At 62.6% G+C, this 21,592-nt stretch carries 19 protein-coding genes, 1 tRNA gene and 1 pseudogene; 14 read left to right on the top strand and 7 right to left on the bottom strand.

Features of this window, described 5'->3' with window-relative positions; translation table 11 throughout:
* Window positions 1–53 precede the first annotated feature (53 nt).
* From QQS53_RS00685 to QQS53_RS00695, 3 genes are all read right to left on the bottom strand, one after another.
* Window positions 54–842, bottom strand: coding sequence for an acetoin reductase (locus QQS53_RS00685; RefSeq protein WP_472774077.1), 789 nt, complete (start codon window positions 840–842; stop codon window positions 54–56).
* 225 nt (window positions 843–1,067) lie between these two features.
* Complete coding sequence (locus tag QQS53_RS00690; RefSeq protein WP_472774078.1) at window positions 1,068–1,574, bottom strand: DUF1990 family protein; 507 nt, start codon at window positions 1,572–1,574, stop codon at window positions 1,068–1,070.
* On the bottom strand, window positions 1,561–2,589 hold the full coding sequence (locus QQS53_RS00695; RefSeq protein WP_472774079.1) for a prephenate dehydrogenase: 1,029 nt from the start codon (window positions 2,587–2,589) through the stop codon (window positions 1,561–1,563). The genes QQS53_RS00690 and QQS53_RS00695 overlap by 14 nt, the downstream gene beginning before the upstream one ends.
* 39 nt (window positions 2,590–2,628) lie before the next feature.
* Here QQS53_RS00695 and QQS53_RS00700 point away from each other — a divergent pair, with 39 nt between their 5' ends.
* The 7 genes from QQS53_RS00700 to QQS53_RS00730 all read left to right on the top strand — a co-directional run bounded on the left by QQS53_RS00700 (window position 2,629) and on the right by QQS53_RS00730 (window position 9,768).
* Window positions 2,629–3,153 carry a tRNA adenosine deaminase-associated protein gene (locus QQS53_RS00700; RefSeq protein WP_472774080.1) on the top strand — a complete coding sequence of 175 codons (525 nt, stop codon included), beginning with the start codon at window positions 2,629–2,631 and terminating at the stop codon, window positions 3,151–3,153.
* Between the two features lie 59 nt (window positions 3,154–3,212).
* Window positions 3,213–3,644 carry a nucleoside deaminase gene (locus QQS53_RS00705; protein ID WP_472774494.1) on the top strand — a complete coding sequence of 144 codons (432 nt, stop codon included), beginning with the start codon at window positions 3,213–3,215 and terminating at the stop codon, window positions 3,642–3,644.
* A gap of 97 nt (window positions 3,645–3,741) precedes the next feature.
* Window positions 3,742–3,948 carry a CsbD family protein gene (locus tag QQS53_RS00710; protein WP_472774081.1) on the top strand — a complete coding sequence of 69 codons (207 nt, stop codon included), beginning with the start codon at window positions 3,742–3,744 and terminating at the stop codon, window positions 3,946–3,948.
* Window positions 3,949–4,022: 74 nt separating this feature from the next.
* A tRNA-Ser gene (locus QQS53_RS00715) sits at window positions 4,023–4,113 on the top strand.
* Window positions 4,114–4,285: 172 nt separating this feature from the next.
* Window positions 4,286–6,700: an MMPL family transporter gene (locus QQS53_RS00720; protein WP_472774082.1), complete on the top strand. Its 2,415-nt coding sequence runs from the start codon at window positions 4,286–4,288 to the stop codon at window positions 6,698–6,700.
* Window positions 6,684–7,943, top strand: coding sequence for a tRNA guanosine(34) transglycosylase Tgt (tgt, locus tag QQS53_RS00725; RefSeq protein ID WP_472774083.1), 1,260 nt, complete (start codon window positions 6,684–6,686; stop codon window positions 7,941–7,943). Before QQS53_RS00720 ends, tgt begins: the two co-directional genes overlap by 17 nt.
* Window positions 7,944–7,992: 49 nt before the next feature.
* The gene (locus QQS53_RS00730; RefSeq protein WP_472774084.1) at window positions 7,993–9,768 is read left to right on the top strand and encodes an ABC-ATPase domain-containing protein; all 1,776 of its coding nucleotides are present in this window, start codon (window positions 7,993–7,995) and stop codon (window positions 9,766–9,768) included.
* 18 nt (window positions 9,769–9,786) lie between these two features.
* Here QQS53_RS00730 and QQS53_RS00735 read toward each other — a convergent pair whose 3' ends face one another.
* On the bottom strand, window positions 9,787–10,497 hold the full coding sequence (locus QQS53_RS00735; protein ID WP_472774085.1) for a queuosine precursor transporter: 711 nt from the start codon (window positions 10,495–10,497) through the stop codon (window positions 9,787–9,789).
* 41 nt (window positions 10,498–10,538) lie between these two features.
* Between QQS53_RS00735 and gluQRS the strand changes: the two genes are divergently transcribed.
* Together gluQRS and QQS53_RS00745 are read left to right on the top strand one after the other, a co-directional pair.
* Window positions 10,539–11,465 (top strand): tRNA glutamyl-Q(34) synthetase GluQRS, encoded by a 927-nt coding sequence (gene gluQRS, locus QQS53_RS00740; protein WP_472774086.1) that lies wholly within the window; start codon window positions 10,539–10,541, stop codon window positions 11,463–11,465.
* A 67-nt stretch (window positions 11,466–11,532) separates the two neighbouring features.
* Window positions 11,533–13,089 (top strand): cation:proton antiporter, encoded by a 1,557-nt coding sequence (locus tag QQS53_RS00745; protein ID WP_472774087.1) that lies wholly within the window; start codon window positions 11,533–11,535, stop codon window positions 13,087–13,089.
* A 51-nt stretch (window positions 13,090–13,140) separates the two neighbouring features.
* Here QQS53_RS00745 and QQS53_RS00750 read toward each other — a convergent pair whose 3' ends face one another.
* Window positions 13,141–13,509 carry a cupin domain-containing protein gene (locus QQS53_RS00750; protein WP_290224257.1) on the bottom strand — a complete coding sequence of 123 codons (369 nt, stop codon included), beginning with the start codon at window positions 13,507–13,509 and terminating at the stop codon, window positions 13,141–13,143.
* A 128-nt stretch (window positions 13,510–13,637) separates the two neighbouring features.
* Here QQS53_RS00750 and QQS53_RS00755 point away from each other — a divergent pair, with 128 nt between their 5' ends.
* Window positions 13,638–14,141 (top strand): GNAT family N-acetyltransferase, encoded by a 504-nt coding sequence (locus QQS53_RS00755; RefSeq protein ID WP_472774088.1) that lies wholly within the window; start codon window positions 13,638–13,640, stop codon window positions 14,139–14,141.
* Between the two features lie 150 nt (window positions 14,142–14,291).
* Here QQS53_RS00755 and QQS53_RS00760 read toward each other — a convergent pair whose 3' ends face one another.
* The gene (locus QQS53_RS00760) at window positions 14,292–15,374 is read right to left on the bottom strand and encodes a 2,3-butanediol dehydrogenase (protein WP_472774089.1); all 1,083 of its coding nucleotides are present in this window, start codon (window positions 15,372–15,374) and stop codon (window positions 14,292–14,294) included.
* Window positions 15,375–16,654: 1,280 nt separating this feature from the next.
* On the opposite strand from QQS53_RS00760, the gene QQS53_RS00765 reads away from it, so the two are divergent.
* From QQS53_RS00765 to QQS53_RS00780, 4 genes and pseudogenes are all read left to right on the top strand, one after another.
* Window positions 16,655–16,975 (top strand): hypothetical protein, encoded by a 321-nt coding sequence (locus tag QQS53_RS00765; protein WP_472774090.1) that lies wholly within the window; start codon window positions 16,655–16,657, stop codon window positions 16,973–16,975.
* 640 nt (window positions 16,976–17,615) lie between these two features.
* Window positions 17,616–18,985, top strand: a pseudogene (locus QQS53_RS00770) (IS256 family transposase).
* Window positions 18,986–19,123: 138 nt separating this feature from the next.
* On the top strand, window positions 19,124–19,678 hold the full coding sequence (locus QQS53_RS00775) for a GNAT family N-acetyltransferase (RefSeq protein WP_472774091.1): 555 nt from the start codon (window positions 19,124–19,126) through the stop codon (window positions 19,676–19,678).
* A 72-nt stretch (window positions 19,679–19,750) separates the two neighbouring features.
* On the top strand, window positions 19,751–19,984 hold the full coding sequence (locus QQS53_RS00780; RefSeq protein ID WP_472774092.1) for a hypothetical protein: 234 nt from the start codon (window positions 19,751–19,753) through the stop codon (window positions 19,982–19,984).
* A gap of 104 nt (window positions 19,985–20,088) precedes the next feature.
* Here the strand turns inward: QQS53_RS00780 and QQS53_RS00785 are convergent, their stop codons facing one another.
* Window positions 20,089–21,285, bottom strand: a complete 1,197-nt coding sequence (locus QQS53_RS00785; protein ID WP_472774093.1) for an MFS transporter — start codon at window positions 21,283–21,285, stop codon at window positions 20,089–20,091.
* Window positions 21,286–21,592: the final 307 nt, after the last annotated feature.

Consider the following 21,592-nt stretch of genomic DNA (forward strand, 5'->3'; position numbering starts at 1 on the left):
CGAAGCCCCTGGCTGCGAAAGCGGCTAGGGGCTTTAGCTATGCGCGGGTTGGTTTAGCGGTAGACCATGCCACCGTCGGTCAGGATGGCCTGGCCGGTGATGTAGTCCGCGCCGGGGCTAGCCAGGAAGGAGACCAAGTCGGCGACATCCTCCGGGGTCTGGGCGCGGCCCAGGGCGATTCCCTCGACGTTCTTCTGGTAGGTCTCGCCCAGCGGGGCGCCGGTGAGCTCGTGGAAGCGCTCGTCGATTTCGACCCACATGTCGGTGCCAACAATGCCCGGGCAGTAGGCGTTGACGGTGATGCCGTCTGCGGCGTACTCCTGCGCCGCGGTCTGGGTCAGACCACGCACGGCGAACTTGGTGGCGGAGTAGGCGCCCAGGACCGGGAAGCCGTCGTGGCCGGCGATGGAGGAGGCGTTAATAATCTTGCCGCCGTGGCCCAGCTCCTTGAACTTAGCGGCGGCCGCCTGGATGCCCCACAGCACGCCCTTGACGTTGATGTCGAAGATGGAGTCGACCTCCCCGTCGGCGATTTCCGCGATGGGCTGGACCTGGGCGATACCGGCGTTGTTGACCATGATGTCGAAGCCGCCGAGCTCCTCAGCGGCCTTGTCGATGGCGGCGTAGATCTGGTCGCGGGAGGAGACGTCGGCGCCAATGGCTACCGCCTTGCGGCCGGTCTCTTCGATCTTCGCGACGGTGTCCGCGCACTTGTCGGCGTCCAAGTCCAGGACCGCCACGTTGGCGCCATCGTCGGCCAGTCGCAGGGCGATGGCCTGGCCGATGCCGCGAGCGGCGCCGGTAACGAGTGCGACCTTGTCATCAATGCGTTGGTTTGTCATGAAACTCCCTCCGGTCGGCGGGCGGAAACCCGCGATTATTGGTTCACTATTCAAGTATCCGGGAGAATATAGTTTTCGGCAATGACGTGGGTCACGTGTCCGGCTTGGTGTGGCGTGGGGAATTAGGGGGCGCTGGGAAAATATCGACCTCTGCTCCACACCTGACCGGTCCACCTGGGAAACATGGAAGAAATCGGTCAGAGGTCGATATTTTCCCAGCGCCCCCTAAATCAGTGCCCGCAGGTACCGCCGCGAGGTCAGGGCACGCCGGGCGAGGTCGATCACTGGCCGGGCAAGCCGCAGCCACCAGGTGGCGGGCTCGGAGCGGGCGAGGATGTCCAGGCGGGCGCGGTTTCCGGGCAGGCGGGTCAGGGTGAAGGTTTCGGCGCCGCGCTCGAGGTGGCCGGGGAGTGTTCCGTAGGTGAAACCGCAGCGGTCGGGTTCGTCGATAACGTCGGTGACGCGGCAATAGAACTTCTTCACCAGCGGGCCAAGGCCGAGGCCGAGCTCGACTACCGCGCCGGGCAGGGCCGGGCCGGTGGCGCGGACGCGGAAGAGGCTGGCCTGGACCCGCCAGCCGCGCAGGCCGGCCGCGGCGGTGTCGAAGTCGGCGCCTAACACGCGGCTGGCGCGCAGCTGCGGCAGGCGGTATAACTCCGCGGGTCGGTAGGTCAGCGGCTGGGCGCGCCGGCGGGCGGCGACGCGTTGGGGGGGCGGGCTAAAAGATTTCAATCCGCCCGCCCAGGGACTGGGACTGGCGCAGCAGCGCGACCCAGCCGTGGCCGCCGGGGTGCAGGCGCAGGACCGGGCGGGAGGAGATCTTGATGGGGGAGACCGACTCCTTGCGTGCGCCGGAGCGGGCCTCAATGCGGGTGCGGGCGCGGTAGCCGGCGTCGGCGAGGTCCGCGATGGACGGCTCCGCGGAGGACAGCGAGTCGCGGGCGGCTTGGAGCAGCTCAAGGGACTCGTCCAGGGCGTCGACGAGGGCCGGGGCGTTGGTCTCACACATCTGCTGGACGAGCTCGGGGCGGGTGCCCGCCACGCGGGTGCCGTCCTTGAAGGAGCCGGACGCTAGCGACTGGGCGAGGATGCCGCCGTTGTCGCCCACCACGGCGAGCAGCTCGGCCAGGATGTGGGGCAGGTGGGAGATACGGGCCACGGCCGCGTCGTGGTTGTCCACGGTCACCGGGACGGCTTCCGCGCCGACCATTTGGGTCATGCGGGTCACGTCGGCGAAGAGATCGACCCAGAATTGGCCGATCCGCTCGCCGCGGGCCTCGCATTCCTGGGCGTGGTCGAAGGTGATGGCCCAGGCGGCGCGTTTGAACATGCCGGTCTGGGAGTTGTTCCAGCCCGAGTTGGAGGTGCCGGCCATCGGGTGGCCGCCCACGTAGCGGGTCTCCATCTGGCGTTGCTTGATCAGGTCGTAGACGGCGGTCTTGACGGAGACGACGTCGGTGATGCCGCAGGTCGGGGCGTGTTCAGCGATGGCGTCGAGGACCTCTCCGACGGCCTCCATGGGTACGGCCACGACGATGAGAGCCCCCTCGGCTTCGGCGCGGTGGAGGATGGCCGGCAGATCGTCCGTGACGTCGTAGCCCTGCTTGACAGCGGTGCGGGCGCCGGACGTGGAGTGGTTGTAACCGAAAACGGCGTGCTTACATTCGGTCAAATCGCGCAGGAGAGAGCCGCCGATAAGGCCGAGACCGATAATGCAAATGGGACGTTGGACATCTGAAGAACTCACAGTGACAATCTTCCCACATTGCGACTACTCTCACGAGGTATGAGCGACGCAAATTTTTCCGGGTACTCCTTCGCGGTCACGGTTCACCAAGATAACGGCCGCTGGGTGGTGCGCGAATTCGACGACGACTTTGACGACGCCGCGCGCACCGTGCGGGCCGTGCGGAGCCTGCGCACCGAGGGTGCCGCTTTCGGGATGGTCTGCGTCGACGACGATTATTTCGTCATCATCCGCCCCGTGCCCGGCGGGGTCTATATGCTGCTCTCGGACGCCACGATGGCGGTCGATGATGATTACGCGGCGGACTTTCTGGACATGCGGGACCTGGACGTGCCGGATATCGACCCGGATGATTTGGACGACGTGGACGGCTTCGCCGACGGCGACTTCGACATCCTGGCGGATCTCGGGGTGGGCGAGGACCAGCTCGGCTTCATCGTGGACAACGACGAGGACTGGCCGTCGGATATGTTGCTGCGCATCGCGGGTGATATCGGCTTCGGCGACGAGCTGGAGGAGGCCATCGACAACCTCGACAGCGACAGCGACGACGAGCTCGACTGATGCCCGCGCCCATCCACGGCCTGCCGGACAGTGAGGGGTCGCGCCGGGCAGAAAGCCGCATGTGCCGCGCGCTCGAGGTGGCGGCCGGTACCCCGGCCGGGGACGTGCCGGTCGGTGCCGTGCTTTTCGATGCCGCAGGGCGCGAGCTGGCCACCGGTGTCAACCGCCGCGAGCAGCGCCAGGACCCGACCGCCCACGCGGAGGTGGAGGCCATCCGGGCCGCGGTCAAAGAGCACGGGGACGGGTGGCGGTTAACCGGCTGCGAGCTGGTGGTCACCCTGGAGCCGTGCGCCATGTGCGCCGGGGCGCTGCTGGGGGCGCGGGTCAGCTCGGTGGTCTTTGGCGCCTTCGAGCCGAAGACCGGGGCCTGCGGATCGTGGGTCGATCTGGTGCGCGCGCCGGGCGGGCTGCACGTCCCGCAGGTGCGGGCGGGGATCCTCGAGGAAGAATGCGCCCAGCTTATGGCAGGATTTTTTGAATCACTGCGCTAGTGTGTGAGGTGTGACACCTTTCTGGCGGCGCGGTCGAGTATTCACGCGTATGCTGGGGGCTACCCAAACGAATTCGTTTCTAACAAGGAGGAAAATCATGGCTGATTTCGAGAACGCCAAGGACAAGGTCGTCGGTCAGGCTAAGGAAGCTTACGGCGAGGCTACCGACAACGAACAGGTTGCCAACGAGGGCAAGGGCGAGCAGACCGCTGCTGACGCCAAGGACAAGCTGTCCGACGCCGCTAACAACATCAAGGACAAGGCCTCCGAGGCCCTGGGCAAGCTGACCGGCGACGACAAGTAAGTCGTGGACGCGGTGCGGCGGGGCGCTAACCGGCGATTTTGTTAACGCGGGGCGCCTGCCGTAACCTGTTACGCGGTGGCGTGTCCGAGCGGCCGAAGGTGATCGCCTCGAAAGCGATTGTTGGGTAACCCCCAACCGCGGGTTCAAATCCCGCCGCCACCGCCAACTCAATTCCCTATCTGACCGGCGCATTCCGGTGGGATAGGGAATTTTTTGATCCATAACTTAGACTAGGGCAATACGGCTATGCAGTCCTTACCCTAGATTTTTTAAACTTCCTTCCCGTTTCTTTCCCGCGCAGCGGTGGGAATATTGATGCAGAAAAGGTGTTCACCTCGTGGCTAAACTCCTGTACCGGCTGGGGCATTGGTCCTACCTGAACAAGTGGAAGGTCATCGTCACCTGGCTTGTGCTCCTGGCCGCGACCGCGGGTACGGCCGTGGCACTGATGAAGCCGATGACGAGCGAGTTCTCCATCGCGGGCACGCCGTCCATCGACGCGACCTACCGGACCATGGAGCTCTTCCCCGAGGGCGGCAACCCGGCGAACGCGCCCACGGTGAACCTGGTCTTCCACGCCCCGGAGGGCGAGAAGCTCAGCGACCCGGACAACGCGCAGGCCATCGACCAGGTGGTGGACTACCTCCGGGACAACCTGGACATGGGCGACACCATGCGCTTTGGCAACCCGCTGGAGGTCTCGCCCAAGCTGCAGGAGCAGGTCGTCGACCAGTTCACCTCGATGGGGCTGCCGGAGGAATCCGCCCGCCAGGACGCGGACAACCTGGCAATGGTCAGCGAGGACGGGACCATCGCGTACACGACCTTTGACTTCGACGCCGAGAGCCCCTATTCGGTGGACTCGGAAGACAAGGAGATTGTCAGGGACGCGATGGACCTGGGCCGCGCGGCGGGCCTGCAGGTCGAGGCCGGCGGCGCCGGCTTCGGCGACGATATCCGCGTCAACTCGACCTCGGAGATAATCGGCCTGGGCGTGGCCTTCCTGGTGCTGATCTTCACCTTCGGCTCGCTGGTCTCGGCGGGCATGCCGCTCATCTCCGCGGTGATCGGCGTGGGGCTCGGCTCGCTGGGGTTGATGATCGCCACCCACTGGGTGGAGCTGAACAACATGACCCCGGTGCTGGCCGTGATGATCGGCCTGGCCGTGGGCATCGACTACGCCCTGTTCATCCTGTCGCGCTACCGCGCCGAGCGCGAGCGCATGTCCGGGCCGGAGGCCGCGGGCATGGCCGCCGGCACGGCCGGCTCCTCGGTGGTCTTCGCCGGCACCACGGTCTTCGTGGCGCTCTTCGCGCTGGTGATCGCCCGCATCGGCTTCCTGTCCGCCATGGGCCTGGCCGCCGCCGGCACCGTGGCGATTTCCGTGCTGGTCGCCCTGACCTTGATCCCGGCCCTGCTGGGGCTGCTGGGCGACAAGGCCTTCGCGGGCCGCATCCCGGGCGTGGCCGGCAACCCGAACCGCAAGGGCAAGCGCTCCCGCCGCCGCACCATGGGCAACCGCTGGGTGCGCGCGGTCCAGAAGGTGCCGGGCCTGACCATGGCCGGCGTAGTCCTTTCCCTTGGCCTGCTCTCGGCACCGGTGCTCAACATGGAGCTGGCGCTGCCGGCGGATACCACCTCGAACCCGGATACCACCCAGCGCAAGGCCGCGGACCTGCTCGCGGAGGGCTTCGGCCCCGGCGTGAACGGGCCGTTCTTGGTCATCGTGGACGCGGCCGACGTCAACGAGGACTCCGCCGCGCTCCAGCCGCTGATGTCCGCGCAGGAGGGCAACGACGAACACTCCAAGGCCGCGTTCTCCTCCTTCATGTACGCCACGGATCAGCTCAAGGGCGTGGGCGGGGTCAAGCACGCCCAGCTGGTGGGGCTCAGCCAAGACCAGAACGCCGCGCAGATCATGGTCACCCCGGAGACCTCGCCCACGGAGGAGGCCACCGTGGGCGTGGCCAACGCCCTGCGGGATACCAACTCCCGGATCGAGGACGCGACCGGCACCGAGGTCGGCATGACGGGGCTTACCGCCGTGCAGCTGGACATCACGGAACGCCTCGAGCAGGCCATGCCGCTGTACCTGGGCATCGTGGTGGGCCTGGCCATCCTGCTGCTGCTCGTGGTCTTCCGCTCGGTCTTGGTCCCGCTGGTGGCCGGCCTCGGCTTCCTGCTCTCGGTGGGCGCCGCGTTCGGCGTGACCGTGCTGTTCTGGCAGGAGGGCCTGTGGGGCCTGGTGCCGGCGCCGGGCCCGCTGATTTCCTTTATGCCGATCTTCCTCATCGGCGTGACCTTCGGCCTGGCCATGGACTACCAGGTCTTCCTGGTCACGCGCATGCGCGAGCACTACACGCGCAGCGGCGGCACCTCCCAGCCGGGCTCGCCCTACAACGGGGTCGAAGAGGCCACCATCGTCGGCTTCACCCAGGGCGCGCGCGTGGTCACCGCGGCGGCCATCATCATGATCTCGGTCTTCGTGGCCTTCATCAACCAGCCGCTGCCGTTCATCCAGATCTTCGGCTTCGCCCTGGGCGCGGGCGTGCTTTTCGATGCCTTCTTCGTGCGCATGGCACTCGTGCCCGCCACGATGTTCCTGATGGGCCGCGGCACCTGGTGGATGCCGCGCTGGCTGGACAAGATCCTGCCCACCATCGACATCGAGGGCAACGAGCTGGAAAAGGAATGGGAAGCCCAGGCCACTAAGCAGAGGGAATATACTGACCAGCATGACGCACGCAGGTGACTTGAGCTTTAAGGTCCGTACCCGCCTGGAACAGGAAGGCGCGGGAAAGCACGGCCGCACCGGGGTGATTAGCACCCCGCACGGGGATATCCAGACCCCGGCTTTCATCCCGGTGGCCACCAAGGCCACCGTCAAGACCCTGACGCCGGAGCAGATCCGGGCCACCGGCGCGCAAGCCATCCTGTCGAACGCGTACCACCTCTACCTGCAGCCCGGCGACGACATCGTGGACGCCGCCGGCGGGGTCGCCGCCTTCGAGAACTGGCACGGCCCGACGTACACCGACTCCGGCGGGTTCCAGGTGATGAGCCTCGGCGTGGGTTTCAAGAAGGTGCTGGCCATGGACCTGGCCGACCTGACGGAGCAGGACATTCGCGCGGCCAAGAAGGAGCGCATGGCACAGGTGGATGAAGACGGGGTGGACTTCAAGTCCGTCATCGATGGGTCCAAGCACCGGTTTACCCCGGAAAAATCCATGCAGATCCAGCACGGGCTGGGCGCGGACATCATGTTCGCCTTCGACGAGCTGACCACGCTCGTCGACACCCGCGCCTACCAGGAAGAGTCGGTGGCGCGCACGCACCGCTGGGCGCAGCGCTGCATCGATGAGCACACGCGGCTGACCCAGGAGCGCACCCACCGGCCCAAGCAGTCCCTGTGGGGCGTGGTGCAGGGCGCCCAGTACGAGGACCTGCGGCGCCAGGCCGCCCGCGGCCTGGTGGAGATCTCCGACAAGGCCTGGGAGACCGGCAGCCGCGGCTTCGGCGGCTTCGGCATCGGCGGCGCGCTGGAGAAGGAAAACCTGGGCACCATCGTCGGCTGGGTTTGCGACGAGCTGCCGGAGGACAAGCCGCGCCACCTGCTGGGCATTTCGGAGCCGGACGACCTGTTTACCGCGGTAGAAGCCGGCGCGGATACCTTTGACTGCGTCGCGCCGACGCGCCTGGCCCGCCGCGGCGGGGTCTACACCCTGGACGGGCGGCTGAACCTGTCGAACGCGCGCTTCAAGCGCGATTTCGCGGGCGTGGACGAGGAATTCGGCGGCTACGTCTCCGAGAACTACTCGCGGGCCTACCTGCACCACCTGCTCAAGGCGAAGGAGTACCTGGCCGGGACGCTGTGTACCATCCACAACTTGGAGTTCATGGTCCGCCTGGTGGACACTATCCGCGCCGCCATCGACGGCGGCTACTACGCGGCCTACCGCGACGAATTCCTGGGCCGCTACTACGCCGGCCGCTAACGCGAAGGGCCCGCGCTGTGACGCCTAGGCGGGTGTTACGGTGGCGGGTATGTCTGGAAAGAATTTTCGCGGTGACCGCCGCGCAGGCGGTACTTTAGAGGACCTCGCCAAGGCCTGCCACGGTATAGACGGCGCCGGTTACGGCGCGTACAAGAAGCTGGCCGGCACCTATACCGAGCCCGGCCCGGACGGGCTGACGGTGGCGATCGACAAGGTGCAAAGCGATCCCTTCGCCGCCCCGTCCAAGGTGCGGGTGCGCGTGCCCCGCGCGGTGGCCGACCTGCCGGCCGACGTGGTCACCGATGAGCTCGACAAGGTCGCGGTGGCCGACTTCCTGGCCCGCAGGCTTACGCGCACCGTCGCTGCCATCGGCGGCGGCAAGGGAGGCAAAGGCCGCAAGGGCAGCGGCAAGTCCAACAGCGTGAGCGTCGGGTTCATCGGCCAGGAGGTGCTGGAGCGCAGCGCCGTCGTGGTCACCGACGAGGTCATTGAGGTGCGCCTGCTGGTCGGCCTGCCGGCCCAGGGCCGCCGCGTCTTAGGCCACCGCGCGGCCGGCCTGCTGGCCGAGGACCTGCCGGACGCGGTGGAAGAAGCCGTGCTGGCCGAGGAATTCGACCCGGATGAACTGGCTAGTCACGTCTGGCTCCTGCGCGACCAGGAGGCCCTGCGCGCGCAGCTGGCTACCCGCGACCTGGTCGGCTTCGTGGGTAACGGCGCCATCCTGCCGCGCCGGGCCGGGGATAGCGACAAGCCGATGGACGCGGATACCGCCGCGGCTTTCCTTGCCCCGGAGGAGCTCACGCACAGCTTCGAGCTGCCCAGCGGCCGCACCGTGACCGGCATGGGGGTTCCCGCCGGGCTGACCGTCATCGTGGGCGGCGGCTACCACGGCAAGTCCACGCTGCTGCGCGCCCTGGAGCGCGGCGTCTACCCGCACGTGGCCGGCGACGGCCGCGAATGGGTCATCACCCGGGCGGATGCTACCAGCGTGCGCGCCGAGGACGGCCGCCCGGTCACGGACCTGGATATCTCCCCGTTCATTACCAACCTACCGACCGGGGCGGATACCCGCCGCTTTTCCACCACCAACGCCAGCGGCTCGACCTCCCAGGCCGCCAACGTCGTCGAGGCCGCTGAGGCCGGCGCCACCGCCCTGCTGATCGACGAGGACACCTCGGCGACGAATTTCATGATCCGGGACCGCCTCATGCAGGAGCTCGTCCCCCGCGACCAGGAGCCCATTACCCCGTACGTGGCGCGGGTGAAGGCGCTCTACCAGGACAAGGGCATGTCCACCGTCCTGATTGCGGGCGGCTCCGGCGCCTACCTCAGCCTGGCCGACACGGTTATCGCCATGGACCGCTACCAGCCGCACGACATCACCTCCCGCGCCCATGAGATCGCCGCCGGCTCCCGCCCGCACGAGCTGGCGTTGGAGCCCGGCATGTTCGAGCCGAGCGCCCGCGCCCTGGCCCCGGGCTGCCTCCAGCCCACCGCCGGGCACAAGGGCAAGCCCCAGGGCGCGAAGCCGCGCGGGTTGGAGACCATCAGTTTTGCTAAGAGCGACATCGACCTAAGCGCGGTCTCGCAGCTGGCCGATGCCCCGCAGACCGCCGCCATCGCACTGTGCTTGGAGTGGTTGGGCAAGCACAACGACTCCCGCCCCGTCACCGAGCTGGTCGACGAGCTGCTGGCGACCATCGCCGCCGAGTCTTTGACCGCGCTGACCCCGGGGCGCGCCCACCCCGGGCACCTGTCGCGCCCACGCAAACACGAGATCCTGGCCGCGGTGAACCGTTACCGGAGGTTGGGTATCAAGCGCTAAGCCGGATACCTTACGGGCCTAGGCGCCCGCCCCGCCGGCCACGTAGTTCTCCTTCTTCTTGACCCACTTGATGACCTGGGTGGTCACCGGCAGGAGGACGACCTCGATGAGGGTCTTCCACAGGAAGCCGACGATGACGTAGTTGATGAAGTCGCCGGCGGTGGAGATGCCGATGACGGGCGCCGCGATGGCGCAGAACAGGAGGGTGTCGCCGAACTCGCCCACGACGGTCGAGGCGATGAGGCGGACCGGCAGCTTCTTCTCGCCGTTGCGGCGCTTGAGCACCGACATGACCCAGGCGTTGAGCAGCTGGCCGACGAGGTAGCCGCAGAGGGAGGCCGCAACGATCTGGGGAACCAGGCCCAGGGTAGCGGCGAAGGCCTCCTGGCCCTCGTAGAACTCGGCTTCCGGCAGCCAGATGCCGATGTAGAAGGACAGCACGGCCAGAAGGGCCATGGCGAAGCCGATGTAGATGGCGCGCCGGGTGGACTTAAAGCCGTAGCACTCGGCCAGCACGTCGCCGGTGATATAGGCCAGGGGGAACAGGAAGAAGGCGCCGTCGGTGACTAGGGGGCCCAGCTCGACGCCCTTCGTGGCGTTGATATTCGAGATCAGGAAGGTGACGACGAACAGCGTGACCAGCCACGGGTACAGGCTGGCCTGCACCGGGATGAATCGGATGCTCTCGCCACCGGGGTTGGTGGTTGCGGTTGCCGATTGTTTTGTCATGCACCTTATCGTGCCAGAACGCGGGCGGTACGCTGTAATTTATGAGTTCTGAGACCCTTCCTGCGGCCGGGCGTTACGCGCCCAGCCCAAGCGGTGACCTGCACTTTGGAAACCTGCGCACTGCGCTGCTGGCCTGGCTGTTTGCGCGCTGGTCCGGCCGGAAATTCTACCTGCGGGTCGAGGACGTGGACACCCAGCGTTCCTCGCTGGAATCCGCCGCGCGGCAGCAAGAGGACTTGCAGGCTATCGGCCTGGACTGGGACGGTGAGGTGCTGCGCCAGCAGGACCGTTTTGCGGCGTACGAGGCGGCGCTGGCGCACCTGCCGCACTACGAGTGCTATTGCTCCCGCAAGGACATCCAGGAGGCCGCCCGCGCCCCGCACGCCATTCCGGGCCAGTACCCGGGCACGTGCCGGGACTTGAGCGAAAAAGAGCGGGAGGCCAAGCGGGCGGAGCTGGCCGCGGCCGGCCGCGTGCCGGCGTTGCGCCTGCGCGCCGACCGCGACGAGTACACCGTGCACGACTACCACCGCGGTGACTACACCGGCGAGGTCGATGACTTCATTCTGCGCCGCGGCGGGAACGCCAACCAGCACCAGGATTTCGCCTACAACTTGGCCGTGGTGGTCGATGACGCCTACCAGGGCGTGGACCAGGTGGTGCGCGGCGACGACCTGCTTACCTCCGCCCCGCGCCAGGCGTACCTGGCGCACCTTTTGGGTAAGGCGGCCCCGGAGTACGTCCACGTGCCGTTGGTGCTCAACAGCGACGGCCGGCGCCTGTCCAAGCGCGACGGGGCGGTGACCCTGCGCCAGCTGCTGGAGACCGCCAGCGTCCAGCAGGTGGTGGGGCAACTGGCGGCATCGTTGGGGCTGGCCGGGGCCCGCAGCGCGGAGGAGATCTTAGAGCGCTTCGACCCGGCACGGATGGGCTGGGATCCGGTTTTCTGGGAGCCGGCAGGAAACTGACTGGTGGCTGCGAGCCCCGCGTCCTACACTTAAAACGTAAAGAGAAAAGGCGCGGGGAGAAGGCGTTGTGGAAATAGTCCTAGGGGTAGTGGCGTTGCTGCTGCTCAGCATCATTTCAGTCGCAGTGGGGGAGAAGCTGGGGCTGCCGTGGCCCGCCCTGCTATCGGTGGTGGCGATGGTTATCGTCTTTATCCCAGGTATCCCGGCGCTCCACGTGCCGGCCGATCTCATCCTGCCCATCTTCCTGCCGCCGCTGCTGTGGGCGCTGGCGCGGCGGACCTCCTGGGGAGTTATCCGGCAGCAGTGGCTGACCATCGTGAGCCTGTCCGTGCTGCTGGTGGTGGTGACCACGGCCGCGGTGGGCGCTGCCGCGTACGTCTTCCTGCCCGGCGTCGGGGTGGCCGCGGCCCTGCTGATTGGCGCGGCCATCGCCCCGCCGGATCCGGTCGCGGTGGACGCGGTGGCCGAGCCCGCCGGCATTCCGCGCCGTATCATCTCGGCCCTGCAGACCGAGGGTTTGTTTAACGATGCCGCCTCCATCGTCGTCTTCCACATGGCCCTGTTGGCCGTGACCCGCGGCGCGGAGCTTTCCGTGGGGGAGGGCATCTTAAAGTTCGCCTACTCTGCCGCGGTGGCCAGCGTCATCGGCCTGCTGGTCGGGCGGGTGGCCAGCTGGTTTATCAAGCACGTGCACGATGTCACCGCGCGCAACGCATTGACCTGGGTGATCCCTTTCGCTACCTATATCCTCTCCGAGGAGCTGGGTGCTTCCGGCGTTATCGCCGTGGTCATCGCCGCGGTGGAGCTCAACTCCCGCGCGCCCATTGAGGCCGAGGACCGCGTCAGTGGTCAGGCCTTCTGGTCCACGGTGGATCTGCTGTTTACCGGCCTGGCCTTCGGACTCATCGGGCTGTCCGTCAACGACGCCATCACGCAGGTCGGCTCGGATCTGTGGCACTCGGTCCTGGTGGGCGTCATCCTGTCCCTGGTGGCCTTCGCCGTGCGCCTGGCGTGGATGTATGTCTTCTACCGCATCAACCTGCGGCGCGGGAAGCCCGGCGTGGCCCCGCTGCGCCTGCAAGAGGTCCTGCTGATGACCTGGTCCGGCATGCGCGGACTCGTCACGCTGGCCCTGGTGCTGTCGGTGCCGAGCGGGGCCATCCCGTTCTACAACGAGCTCGCCGTCATCGCCCTGACCGTGCTGCTGGTGACCATGGTGCTGCCTGGCATGCTCCTGCCGTGGCTGATGGGCAAGCTGGATCTGACGGCGGATTCGCAGGCCGCCTCGGACAAGATGCACGCCGAAGTCACGGAGCGCGCCCGCAAGGCCGCCATCGACAGCCTGCGCAAACAGCACGATGACTTGGAACCGGAGGTCGCCGCCAACATCGACGACTGGTTCGACAAGGTCTTCGGCACCGACGACCTCGACGCGGAGGATCAAAAGGCCCGCCTGGAAAAGGCCCACCGCGCCCGCGCCTTCGCGGCCCAGGCCCGCGCCACCGCCTTCCAGGCCTCCCAATCCGTCCTGCTGGAAATGCGCAACGATCCCCGCTACAACCCAGCCCTAGTCGACGAGGTCCTCCACGAGGTCGACCGCATGGTGCTCGCCGCCCGGAAATAAGTTGCCGAAAACCACCGGCGAGCAGACCAGCGGCGAGCAGGCCAGCGCCGGCTAGGATTCGCGGCCGGTCAGCTTGTCGATTTCCCGGCGGATGGGGCTTAAATCAAAGCCGTCTTCGCGCAGCCACTCCACCTGCGGCGGGGTGTTCATTCCCCACTCCGCCCGGCAGAAGACGTAGGCCTGCTCCACCTCCGCGGTGTCGAATCCGCCGTCGGCAAGGTACTGGCGGAACCCGTTGGCGCCGGAGTCTTTAAACCACAGCCACACGAAGTCCTCGAGCGAGTCATCCAGCAAGAAGTCCTCCATCCCGGCCGGGATGTAGCGCAGCTCGTCTTTAATCCGTGCCAGCAGGTCAGAGTCCAAAAACGCGTAGAGGTAGTCCAGCGAGTCTTCTAAACCGGCGTAGGTGAGGGCGTCCATGGGGCCCAGCTTAGCGCCTGCCGTACACCGGCCGCGCACGACCGCGAAACAACCAGTCACCCGCCCGGCATTTGGTACCCTGAGGCATCCGGCAACCGATGCCGCCTTCCGCCAACAAAGGAGCCACCATGGCCACCATCCGCCCTGAGACCCCCGCCGATAGCGCGGGTATCCACCAGCTCGTGGAGGCCGCCTTTGCCCCCGTGGAGCTATCCGATCACACCGAGCAGCACATCGTCGATGCCCTCCGCACAGCAGGCGCACTGACCGTCTCCCTAGTCGCCGAAGACAACAACACCCTGGTCGGCCACGTCGCCGCCTCCCCGGTCACCCTGGGCACCAGCGCCGGAGGCGCGTACGGGTGGTACGGAATCGGCCCCGTCGCCGTCGCCCCGCAGCGCCAAGGCGAAGGAATCGGCAGCGCCCTCATGGAAGCCGCACTAGATCACCTCCGCCAAGCAGGCGCAGCCGGCGCAGTGGTCCTCGGCGAGCCCGCCTACTACAACCGCTTCGGCTTTCACCCCGTACCCGGCCTGGAATACCCCGGCGTACCCGCAAAGTACTTCACCGCCTGCTCCTTCGGACCCGAGATTCCACTCGGTAAGGCGCGTTACCACCCGGCGTTCGGTTAGCCCGGGGCTAGTACCTGGACATCACCAACCAGTAAGTGCCCGGTCAACGGTGTCACCGTGCAGGAAAACGAAAATGAAGGTTTTTGTTTGTTGAGCTTGTCGCCCAGGGTAGGCACCCGCCGCACTTAGCGCGGCGGGCTGAGGTGCGCGCTAGCTGCGGCCTTGGACGTCGATGAGGATTTTTACCTCGGTCGGGTCTTCCTTTAGGGCCTTGTACCCCTTCTCCACGAGATCGTCCATGGGGATCCGGGAGGTGATATACGGCGCGAGGTCTAGGCGGCCGTCCTGGATCATCTTGATTACCTGGGGGTGGTCGTTGTTGTATCCCACGGAACTGCCGATGGAGCGTTCGGGCATGGTCAGATCTCCCACGATGTCGAGATCGAAGTTCCGGTTGTGCAGGGCGATGATTTCGATGTGCGCGCCGGGCCGGGTGACATCGATCAGCTGCTGGAGCACCGCGGGAACGCTGGTGCACTCGAAAGCGACGTCGGCCATGGCGCCGTCGGTGAACTCGCGGACTTTCTCGGCAAGATCCTCGTTCATCGGGTCCACGCCCAAGTCTGCGACCCCGGTCTCCAGGGCCTTCTCGCGCCGGGCCTGCGACGGTTCGGAGATGATGACCTTCACCCCGTAGGCTTTCAGCACCGCGGCGGCGAGCAACCCAATGGGGCCGGCACCGCCGATGACTGCGACTTCGCCGGCGTGGTCGCCGTTGGCGAATCCGGCGTGCGCGATGGAGTGGTGGGACACAGCCAGCGGCTCGATCAGGGCCGCCTGGTCTAGCGGGATATCACCGATGGGGTGGACCCAGCGCTTTTCGACCACGATATGCTCGGCGATACCGCCACCCCGACCGGAGATGCCGATAAAGCCCATGTTGTCACACAGATGGTAGTCGCCACGCTGGCAGGCGTGGCAGGTGCCATCGACCATGAACGGCTCGACCACGACGGACTGACCTGGCTCGAACCCCTCGACATCGGCAGCGACCTCCTCCACCACGCCGGAGAATTCGTGGCCCAAAACGACGGGCAGCGTCTCCCCGGAGACCGGGTGCGGTGCGGTCTCACTGGGTGCTGGGCGGAACGGGCCATCGAAGTAAAGGTGCACGTCAGACCCGCAGATGCCGCTGTAGGCCGGCGCGATCTTTACCGTACCGGGCTGCAGTTGGGGCTCGTCAATGTCATCGATCCGGACGTCTTCCTTGCCGTAAAGGCGGGCGGCTTTCATGGGCGTTCCTTCCTGTCGTGTGCGCTCCTTTAATTCCCAGGATACGTCGTATTTTCAAGTCTTTCCTGGTAACTAGAGGCGGTACGAGAGAAGGCTCACTCGAGTGGCTTATTTCTGGGCAGTACCAATCTCGACTGCGAAAAATTAATGTTATCGCCAGCGTGAGCCGCCTTGGGGATTACATCAATCGTTGCGACCTGGGTTTCACGCCAACCGCGACAGAGGTGAAATGACAAAGAAGAGACAAGGAGAAGTTGAATGAAGGTATCTCTAGCTTTGCTTACGCTAGGGGCGTTGTTCTTTGCCTTTCTTATAGGGTTTGATCAAACGCACAATGCGCTAACTCTTGTGGAAGCCGGGGGCGACCGTGACGAAGCTGTGAGCCGCCAGAAGCAGTGAAACGCAATTTTTCGCTGTGCTCAGGTTCATGGTGATGCCTTGTGTCGTTGGGCTGGGGATGATGGATTTGAACCGCAGCGGGGCACGTAATGACGGTAATCGTTTCGCTTGGCGCAGCGTTTGCTGCTTACGTCTTGGTTCCGAAGTGAACCAAGAGCAAGGAATGAGAAGTGGAGTAGACCAGCTCGCATTCTTTGCCCCTGAGTTAATGGGGAGCAATTCTTTTGAGAACAGGCAGTTCGCTCAGTACAGAGCGGATAGAGCAACTCGTTAGTCTGTTTGAGCAGGGTTTAGCTCGTGGGCTGTTGTGCGGCAGTTGTTAGTGCCTTACCTATGGATCTAATGGTGGCAAAGCTTTCTAGTTGTGTATATTATAAGAAAGATCACAATCGCCAACCTCCCGCCAAGGTATCTTCGCGGGAAGATTGGTAGTAGTAGATGCGTGTTCCTGTGTTTGCCACTGCGGTGGCAACTGCTCTGGTGATTTGTGCTGCCCCAGCTGCGCTTGCAGACGAGGGTATTCCCGACGTGGAGGGCAGTGCCCACTCGGTTGCGGAACTTTCCAAAGGGGAATCGATTACAGTTCCTCACGGATATAACATTGGACTCGTAGAAGACAAGTCTTCCCTTAACCAAAATTTCCGTTCTGCCAACACTGCTCCATCTTGCGTCCAGGCGAAGGTGGAAAAGGTTGCTATACAAGTGTATAACAACTGTGAATCTGGCATGAGGGTCAAAGTTATTATGACTGCTAACACCTCTCCTGTTTTGGGTGCTAAAGATAGTGCCTGTAAGACGGTCGCTGCAGGTACCAGAGCAAACGTCAGATGGATCATCCGTGGACAGGAGAAAGTGGATAGGGTAGAGCAATGCTAAAAAATATGTCTAACACCTTCCGCCGGATTGCTTCTGCTTCCGTCGCTTTTTCGGTGTTGTGTCTTGGCTCATTTCCAGCATTTTCAGCTGAGCGAAAAAATGAACTAGGCATGTATACGGTGAAGTGTCAAGTGGTGAAAAATGCTCCTGGAAACCCAATAGTAGGATTGGTTTATGGTAATCATCCGAAGGATATTAAGAAAGCCAAGGCTGATGCTGACTTGTACACGGATAAATTCGGGAATGATGTACATAAAAGGCACTGTGACACTCAGTTAAGGTACAAAAATTCTGGGGCCTTCACTGTAGACGGTGATCCGATTTAAGATGGGGGCAGAGATTCTTCTTTTTACGACCTATTTCCTCGCTCGGGAGTCCGACCTCAAAAGGTTTCATGAGCAGTATTTAAAGAGGGTAGAAAAGGCTCGAGAAATAACTCAGATCTTGTATGTCTCGGACGAAATTAAGAAGGGGGGCGATGAATTAACTCGCGAAATCATGATGCAAGATTTCCGTCGGGATATGCGAGATCTTGGACATTATCCGTTTGATGAATCTGAATGGGGTTTGTACAGCCTTTCGTGCGTGGCTAGAGATGTTGAAGAGCCTGCTAGTGAAGGCGCTAGCGTATCGAGGCTATGGCATGATTTAGCTTTGGGAGAAGAGACGGTCCCTAGGGAATTTACTAGTTATGTAGAAGCGGTTACTTTGTCGACCGATGGCAAGGGGTCCCCTTTGGGATCTGTTTGTCCCTGATTAGAATCCAGAACCTCAGCGGAGCTTTTGCCTGGAGAATGCGCACGAGGTTTGTTGGGACACGCGCTGCGACTTCGCAGCATGGAGAGGCTTTGGGGGGTGTTTCGCGTAATTTTTGCGGATAATAGGGTCTCTGAAGTTGCCGGAAATTAGGAGAGTGTCTGATGGTTTGTGTGTGGGTATCTAACCCGCATGAGGAGATGGACCAGAATGACTTCTGTGGCGAGACGAGATCCGGCTGATAAGGCCAAGATTGATGCGATTGAAAAGAAGCTTCTTGCTAACCCTGACATCGCGAAACTGATTGATGACCTAGGCACGTCGACGACGGATGCCAACGACCTCGTTCGAGGCATGCTGCAAGCCTCTATTACCAGGGGTTTGAATGCTGAGATGTATGCCCACCTTGGCTACCAGTCTGGCGACAGGAGTGGCAAAGCTGCAGCTGGGACAGACAATTACCGCAACGGGTCCTATCCAAAAACCGTAGATTCTCACTACGGGCCGGTTACTGTTGATGTGCCGAGGGATCGGGCTGGAACATTCCTGCCGACTAAGGTTCCTCAAGGCTCGAGGCGTTTGACTGACGTTGATGACATGATTTGTTAGCTTGTATGCCGGTGGGATGACAATTAGGGGTACCCAGCACCATATGGCAACTGCGATGCGGGCTGCTATCTCTTATGAGACGATTTCTGCGGTTACTGACCCCGTCTTGAACGAGGTCATGGTCTGGCAAAACCGCCAGTTAGACGAGTTCTACCCGGTCATTTTCCTCGATGCGCTGCGCATTAAAGTCCGCGACGGCGGCCGGGTACTCAACAAGAGTGCGTACATGGCAATCGGTGTAGACCTTGACGGTATCAAGCACATTGTAGAATTGTGGATCGCCAAAGAAGAAGGCGCTTCATTTTGGGCGCAAGTATGCGCCACCCTTTCCAACCGTGGGGTCAAAGACGTCTTTATTGTCTGCTGCGACGGGCTGAAAGGCCTACCAGAAGCAGTGGAGGCAACCTGGCCGAATTCTATGGTACACACCTGTATCGTGCACCTGATTCGCGCAGCGAACCAGTGGGTGGCCTACGGGGATCGTCGGGGTGTTTCAGCGGCGTTGAAAAAGATTTACACCGCCGCAGACGAGTCCACAGCCCGTGCTGCTTGAGACGAATTTGAAGCCTCTGAATTGGGAGAAAAGTATCCCCGCTCAGTCAAGGGAAAAGTATCCCCGCTCAGTCAAGGTCTGACAGGATGCGCGGGGGCGGTTTGTCCCGTTTCTGCAGTTCCCACCATCAGCCAGGAAGGTAATCTATACGACGAACTCCATTGAGTCGTTTAACAATGCGCTGCGTAAAGCTACTCGCAATAGGGTGCAGTTCACCAACGATGAATCAGCACTGAAGACGCTGTGGTTGATGATCTGCAATATTGAAGACAAACGAGCTGCAAAGGAGGGCAAAGCAGGGCAAACGAGTCTCAGCGACAGCCGGCAGGCTCATGGAAGGAGCCCGAGTTTCCGGCTGGAAACAAGCCATCAACCAAATGGCCGTGGCCTACCCGACCGCTTCGACAAATACCTATAAACCTAACCCCACACACAAACAACTTGACACGCTCTGAATGCACGAATGTCTCAGTACGCACCCTCGGCTCATTTTAAGTCCAACAATGCATCCGTACATCGAAGGGGCCTGATCTGCGACCTGATCTCGTGAATCGCAATGTTAAAGCACCTAGACCAGGAAAGCCGTGAGTGGCAGATAGTACCGCTGTGCGCACCTGCAAAGGAGGTCAAGTCCGCCGATAGCGCGGGTATCCACCAGCTCGTGGAGGCCGCCTTTGCCCCCGTGGAGCTATCCGATCACACCGAGCAGCACATCGTCGATGCCCTCCGCGCAGCAGGCGCACTGACCGTCTTCCTGGTCGCTGAGGACAACAACACCCTGGTCGGCCACGTGGCCGCCTCCCCGGTCACCCTGGGCACCAGCGCCGGAGGCGCGTACGGGTGGTACGGAATCGGCCCCGTCGCCGTCGCCCCGCAGCGCCAAGGCGAAGGAATCGGCAGCGCCCTCATGGAAGCCGCACTAGACTACCTGCGCCAAAAAGGCGCAGCCGGCGCAGTGGTCCTCGGTGAGCCCGCCTACTACAACCGCTTCGGCTTTCACTCCGTACCCGGCCTGGAGTACCCCGGCGTACCCGCACAGTACTTCACCGCCTGTTCCTTCGGCCCAGAGATTCCACTCGGTGAGGCTCGTTACCACCCGGCGTTCGGTTAGCCTGGGGCTAGTACCTGGACATCTACTACCAGCGAGTGCCCGGTCAACGGTGTCACCGTGCAGGAAACGACAATGAAGTTCTTCCTTTTGTTTGTTGAGCTACTAGCGCTCCTAGTGGCCTGCGTAGCCTTCGCGATGGGGTCCAGCGAGGCCCATAATGCTCTTACGTATGTGCAGATCTACAACGGCGTGGATGAAGCCACCCGGCTGCTTGAGCAAGCCCACGCCATGTTCACCGCAGCCGCAGTCTGCGGGGCGGTCTTCCTAGTCCTCTTCCTAATCCGGCTGTTGAGGTCAGCGAAATAAACCGTGACTAGTACCCCGTCTTGTATTGCAGAATCCCCGGGAACTGGTGTGGAAGGGAGACATATTTCTCGTAATCTGCTGTGGAGTTAAACCGTCGGTAATAGTCATTTGACGTGTTCTTCATATTTGGGACGGAATGAAGTGGGGAAAAGGCATAGGAGTGCGGCAAGGAACAAGAGTGCAACAAGGATGGACAGTGACGCGCTACTAGCATTTGCTAGGGCGGCAAATAATAGCATTCCAGCGGGTACGCCTACCGTGTTCACTATTTGATCGCGTACTGCGAAGCGATTTACCAGCTCTTCTGAGGGAAGATCCTGGCCTAGAACGTCCCAGGTTATTCCGGAGATGGCAGTCATAGCTCCGCTGATAGCTGTAGCGGCGGCGATGATAAAAAGGCTAGGGGATGCGACTAGTGCTACGAGGTGTCCTGCATAAGCAAGACATAGAGCTATCTGCATGAGATTCCAGTGTGCTTTTCTCCAGAAGGAAAAAGACGATGACAAAGATCCCACGAGCGAACCTGCAGCCCCTGTCGCCGCTATCCAGCCCCAGGCAGATTCAGAGAACTTGTCCATAACCGAGGTAGGGGCGGCAGAACCGATGAAGCCAATTGTTAAGGCTACGATAAGCCATGTAATGAGACCGTGGATCACCCATCGGGGGAGCTTTACCGTGGGAACGGGATCTTCCTTCACGGAATTTTCGAGCTTTTCTACCTTCTGCTGTGAAGTGCTACGGACGTTCCAGTAGGCGAGGATGAAGGCTATGGATGCGGCGAACGTGAGCGTGTCTATAGCAAGGACGGCCTTGAAGCCTAGTCCGATTGTTAAAGCGGATCCTAGGATTGGCCCGGCAAGAAAGAGTCCGTCGCCAATCGCGGATAGTAATGAATTCAGTTTGCGCCGTTCTTCCCCATGGAGAAGAGATGCGGTTAGGGAGAATCGGTTCGGGCCGAACCATGGGGCGAATGCCCCATAGATAAGCGATGAAATTACAAGGGCCGGTCCCCAAAAATCTGGAGCAAGAGTGAGATAAAGGAGAAGACCCGCTTGGGCTATAGCCCTGCCGACGTCTGAGACCACCATGAGCCTTGCGGGAAAGCGGGGGGTGGGTACCTTTTCGAGGGCTAGTGAAGAAATGAGCTTTGCTGACCAGAGGGCAATCAGAACGAAGGTCAGCAATCTGCCGCTGGAATCCAACTGAAATGATTGGATTGCGAAGGCTGTGGGGATTAAACCATCTCCGAGAGCAGAAGCTACTACTGCGTAGACGAGGTTTCTGGAGCGCGTTTTAAGCAAAGATCTTCTTTTCTTCAGGTCAATGGATTGAGTAAAAGGCCGGCTTCGTAACCCTTTTGCCAGAAACTAAGCACTTCGTCTAGCGGAAGGCCAGTGCATAAGGAAGCTTCTCGAGCGGAAACGCGAGGCTTCTTATTGAGCAGTGTCAATAGGGGCTCGAAACGGAGAGGTAAGCGTATTCTTACGTTTTCCACTTCAATAGCCACTTGCTTGTTAATGATTGACCAGTTTTTATACGCCAGCGAAAGTCTGGCTCTAGTCTCTGGAGCTACTGGGAAACCTAGCGAGTATGGGAGGCCGTTTCCGT

The sequence above is a fragment of the Corynebacterium sp. 2571A genome (genome assembly GCF_055700935.1).

Excerpts from the sequence above, each read along its gene's own strand:
- tgt (WP_472774083.1), top strand. The coding sequence starts at position 6,684 with ATGACGCACGCAGGTGACTTGAGCTTTAAGGTCCGTACCCGCCTGGAA.
- QQS53_RS00735 (WP_472774085.1), bottom strand. The coding sequence starts at position 10,497 with ATGACAAAACAATCGGCAACCGCAACCACCAACCCCGGTGGCGAGAGC.
- QQS53_RS00755 (WP_472774088.1), top strand. The coding sequence starts at position 13,638 with ATGGCCACCATCCGCCCTGAGACCCCCGCCGATAGCGCGGGTATCCAC.
- QQS53_RS00730 (WP_472774084.1), top strand. The coding sequence starts at position 7,993 with ATGTCTGGAAAGAATTTTCGCGGTGACCGCCGCGCAGGCGGTACTTTA.
- QQS53_RS00760 (WP_472774089.1), bottom strand. The coding sequence starts at position 15,374 with ATGAAAGCCGCCCGCCTTTACGGCAAGGAAGACGTCCGGATCGATGAC.
- QQS53_RS00750 (WP_290224257.1), bottom strand. The coding sequence starts at position 13,509 with ATGGACGCCCTCACCTACGCCGGTTTAGAAGACTCGCTGGACTACCTC.
- QQS53_RS00765 (WP_472774090.1), top strand. The coding sequence starts at position 16,655 with ATGTCTAACACCTTCCGCCGGATTGCTTCTGCTTCCGTCGCTTTTTCG.
- QQS53_RS00710 (WP_472774081.1), top strand. The coding sequence starts at position 3,742 with ATGGCTGATTTCGAGAACGCCAAGGACAAGGTCGTCGGTCAGGCTAAG.
- gluQRS (WP_472774086.1), top strand. The coding sequence starts at position 10,539 with ATGAGTTCTGAGACCCTTCCTGCGGCCGGGCGTTACGCGCCCAGCCCA.
- QQS53_RS00705 (WP_472774494.1), top strand. The coding sequence starts at position 3,213 with ATGTGCCGCGCGCTCGAGGTGGCGGCCGGTACCCCGGCCGGGGACGTG.
- QQS53_RS00685 (WP_472774077.1), bottom strand. The coding sequence starts at position 842 with ATGACAAACCAACGCATTGATGACAAGGTCGCACTCGTTACCGGCGCC.
- QQS53_RS00780 (WP_472774092.1), top strand. The coding sequence starts at position 19,751 with ATGAAGTTCTTCCTTTTGTTTGTTGAGCTACTAGCGCTCCTAGTGGCC.
- QQS53_RS00700 (WP_472774080.1), top strand. The coding sequence starts at position 2,629 with ATGAGCGACGCAAATTTTTCCGGGTACTCCTTCGCGGTCACGGTTCAC.
- QQS53_RS00775 (WP_472774091.1), top strand. The coding sequence starts at position 19,124 with ATGTTAAAGCACCTAGACCAGGAAAGCCGTGAGTGGCAGATAGTACCG.